Here is a 3,232-nt window from a genome sequence, read left to right as displayed (position 1 = left end):
AGAGTATAAGATCACACCCAGATCGGTCGGTCAAATCCTCTTAACATTGCTTCAAAACGTTCACGATCTCGCCCTGGTCTGCGATCAGGGCCGCTCGCCCCGGTCGCTGTGACGGTGGCAAGCGTGGAATCACGGGCTATCACACCGGCGCTGTTCGGCATCGGCACGGTGGAGGCGCGCTACACCTACAAGATCGGGCCGACGTTTGCCGGGCGCGTCAAACGCCTGGAGGTGCATGTAGGCGACCAGGTCAAGGCCGGACAGGTGCTCGGCGAGATGGAGCCGGTCGACCTCGATGATCGGGTGCGCTCACAGGAGTCGGCATTCAAGCGTGCGGAAGCGGCTTTGCGCGAGGCAGAAGCCCGGCAAGCCTACGCGCAAACCCAAGCGCGCCGCTACGAGCAATTGTTAGCGGTGCGCTTTATCAGCGAGGAAATCGTCACCACCAAGCAGCAGGAACTGCAGATCGCCGATGCCGCCCTATCCGCAGCTCGGGAAGATATTGCCCGGGCACGCTCCGACCTCGAAGGACTCGTCGCGCAGCGGAGTAATCTGCGCCTGATCGCGCCGGTCGACGGTGTAGTCGCCGTGCGCGATGCCGATCCCGGCACGACCATCGTCGCGGGCGAGGCCGTGGTGGAAGTAATCGACCCCAAGAGTTTGTGGATCAATGTGCGCTTCGACCAGATCAGCGCATCGGGGCTGGCTGGGGGGTTGCCGGCTCACATCGTCCTGCGTTCGCGTGGTGGCCAGACCTTGAAAGGTCGCGTGCTGCGGGTGGAACCCAAGGCCGACGCGGTAACCGAGGAAACGCTTGCCAAGGTGACATTCGATAACAAACCAGAACCTTTGCCACCGGTGGGTGAACTGGCCGAAGTCACGGTTGACTTGCCGGCGCTCCCGGCCGCTCCACTGATCCCCAACGCTGCCGTCCAGCGTGAGGGCAACAAAATTGGTGTCTGGCAAATCGTGGATGGTGATCTGCATTTCTCCCCGGTCAAGCTCGGTGCTTCTGACCTCAATGGTTACGTGCAGGTGCGCGAAGGGCTCAAGAATGGGGACCAGATTGTGACCTATAGCGAAAAGGCACTGACGGCGCGCAGCCGCATCCATGTGGTCGACCATATCCCAGGAGTGTCACGATGATCAGCCTTGCCGGCCGCGACATTCTCCATGCCTGGGGAAAGTTCGTCTTCACTGGCATCGGGCTGGGTCTGCTGATCGGCGTCACCCTGGTCATGGCCGGGGTGTACCGGGGCATGGTGGACGACGGCAAGGCGCTGCTCGACAACAGTGGCGCCGACCTTTGGGTGGTGCAAAAGGATACTCTGGGTCCTTATGCGGAGTCGTCAAGCCTCAACGATGACGTGTATCGCGCCATCCTCGCCATGCCGGGAGTCGCCCAGGCAGCGAACGTGACCTACCTGACCATGCAGGTACGCAAGGGCGAGAGTGATGTACGCACCATGGTGGTCGGCATCGCGCCCGGCGCGTTGGGGGCTACACCCGGATGGCCTCCTTATCTCGTCGCTGGACGCCAGATCACGCGCGGTCACTACGAGGCTGTGGCCGACATCGCCACCGGCTTCAAACTGGGAGATCGTCTTGCCATTCGCCGAAATCATTACACCGTCGTGGGTCTGACACGGCGCATGGTGTCGTCCAGCGGCGACCCGATGGTATTCATTCCGCTTAAGGATGCCCAAGAGGCTCAGTTCCTCAAGGACAACGACGCCATTTGGCAAAGCCGGCGTCGCACCGAAGCCAACCCGGCCTTCAATCGACCCGGTGTTCCAGGTTTGCTGGATGCCGTGATTGCTTCACAGAGCAGCAACGCGTTCGTCAATGCCGTACTGGTCACACTGAAACCTGGCCATGCGCCGAACGAGGTTGCCGAATCCATCCGGCGCTGGAAGCGTTTGACGGTCTACACCCGGGCACAGATGGAAGACATCCTCGTCGGCAAGTTGATCGCCACCTCGGCCAAGCAGATCGGCATGTTCTTAGTGATTCTGGCCATCGTTAGCGCGGCCATCGTTGCCTTCATCATCTATTCGCTGACGATGGACAAAATCCGCGAGATCGCGGTGTTGAAGCTGATCGGCACACGCAACCGAACCATCGCCGCGATGATCATGCAGCAGGCGATCGCCCTGGGCGTGATTGGTTTCGTGGTCGGCAAGATCACAGCCACTTTCTCAGCGCCGCTGTTTCCCAAGTACGTACTGCTGATGCCGTTCGACTCCATCGCCGGTTTTTTCGCCGTGCTCGTGATCTGCGTTCTAGCCAGCATCGTCGCCATTCGCATGGCACTCAAGGTCGATCCGGCCGAAGCCATTGGAGGTTGAGATGAGTGGTAAAGGCATCCACATCGAAAGTTTGAGCAAGCGGTATGGCGATGGTGACACCGCTGTCTTTGCCTTGAAAGACGTGAATATGCATGTTGCGCCAGGTGAAGTGGTGGGGCTGATCGGCCCTTCCGGGTCCGGCAAGAGCACGCTGCTCAAATGTCTGGGTGCGGTGATCGAACCGACCGCTGGTCGCATGACGCTGGGCGATGAAGTGATCTACGACGATGGCTGGAAAGTCCGCGACTTGCGCGCCTTGCGGCGCGACAAGATCGGTTTCGTTTTCCAAGCACCATACCTGATTCCGTTTCTCGATGTCACCGACAACGTGGCGCTGTTGCCGATGCTTGCAGGCGTCGCGAATGGAGAGTCGCGCGCGAAGGCACTGGAATTGCTCACGGCGCTTGATGTGCAACACCGAGCTCGCGCAATGCCCTCGCAACTCTCCGGTGGCGAGCAGCAACGGGTTGCCATCGCGCGCGGATTGGTCAATCGCCCGCCAGTGATCCTGGCCGATGAACCCACTGCGCCGCTGGATTCCGAGCGCGCCATGGCTGTAATCCGCATCCTCAACGACATGGCCCGCAAGTTCGAGACCGCCATCATCGTCGTCACCCATGACGAAAAGATCATCCCGACCTTCAAGCGCATCTACCACATCCGCGACGGTGTAACCCATGAGGAAGCTGGCGAAGGGCGGGAGTTCGAATGAGAGAACGATTGAATTACAGGAGAATTTCATGACCCACCGCAAACACAGCCACGCATTTGGAACTATCACCCTGACCGTTACGGCCTGCCTGCTTCTTTGACATCCTCCCCCACCTTAGCGCTTCGCGTCACAGGAGGGGGATTCCCATTACTGGGTGATAGCTGCTCGCGCA

3 protein-coding genes are annotated in these 3,232 nt (G+C 60.1%); all 3 read left to right on the top strand.

The window, feature by feature from the left end:
- Window positions 1-108 precede the first annotated feature (108 nt).
- The 3 genes from OKC30_RS20295 to OKC30_RS20285 are packed head-to-tail and all read left to right on the top strand — an operon-like array spanning window position 109 to window position 3,060.
- Window positions 109-1,146, top strand: a complete 1,038-nt coding sequence (locus OKC30_RS20295) for an efflux RND transporter periplasmic adaptor subunit (protein WP_442865847.1) — start codon at window positions 109-111, stop codon at window positions 1,144-1,146.
- Complete coding sequence (locus OKC30_RS20290; protein WP_270666941.1) at window positions 1,143-2,348, top strand: ABC transporter permease; 1,206 nt, start codon at window positions 1,143-1,145, stop codon at window positions 2,346-2,348. Before OKC30_RS20295 ends, OKC30_RS20290 begins: the two co-directional genes overlap by 4 nt.
- Window position 2,349: 1 nt before the next feature.
- Window positions 2,350-3,060, top strand: coding sequence for an ABC transporter ATP-binding protein (locus tag OKC30_RS20285; RefSeq protein WP_011222066.1), 711 nt, complete (start codon window positions 2,350-2,352; stop codon window positions 3,058-3,060).
- Window positions 3,061-3,232 lie beyond the last annotated feature (172 nt).

Source organism: Aeromonas sp. QDB18, assembly GCF_027705325.1.
GTDB lineage: Bacteria > Pseudomonadota > Gammaproteobacteria > Enterobacterales > Aeromonadaceae > Aeromonas > Aeromonas caviae.
Note: the sequence above shows the minus strand (reverse complement) of the source record. Positions and strands in the feature narration are given on the sequence as shown.